Consider the following 295-nt stretch of genomic DNA (forward strand, 5'->3'; position numbering starts at 1 on the left):
TACCACCTGTGCGTGGTGCGGGCGGACCAGATCGTGGCCGGGGTGCCCGAAGCGGTCTCCCGGCTCGATCCGATCCGCCCGCTCACCTGGCTCAGCGGGCCCTCCGCGACGAGCGACATCGAGCTCAACCGCGTGGAGGGCGTCCACGGCCCCAGGACGCTGGAGGTCCTGGTCGCCGTCTCATGACTGGTAGCCGTCTCATGACTAGTCGCGGATGACGGCCGCGACCTCGGACACCTTGTCGGTGAACCAGAGCTCCGCGTCCGTCATCGCCGCGGCCCTGGCCAGCGCCGAG

Annotated in this window: 1 protein-coding gene; it reads left to right on the plus strand. The window is 70.5% G+C overall.

Annotated elements, in window-relative coordinates:
- Positions 1-186, plus strand: a 186-nt coding sequence (locus HTZ77_RS45005) for an LUD domain-containing protein (protein WP_175595925.1), incomplete at its 5' end; no start/stop codon positions are given.
- Between the last annotated feature and the right edge of the window lie 109 nt (positions 187-295).

Origin of the sequence: Nonomuraea montanisoli, from assembly GCF_013363975.1 — a bacterium.
In the GTDB taxonomy this organism is placed as follows: Bacteria; Actinomycetota; Actinomycetes; order Streptosporangiales; family Streptosporangiaceae; genus Nonomuraea; species Nonomuraea montanisoli.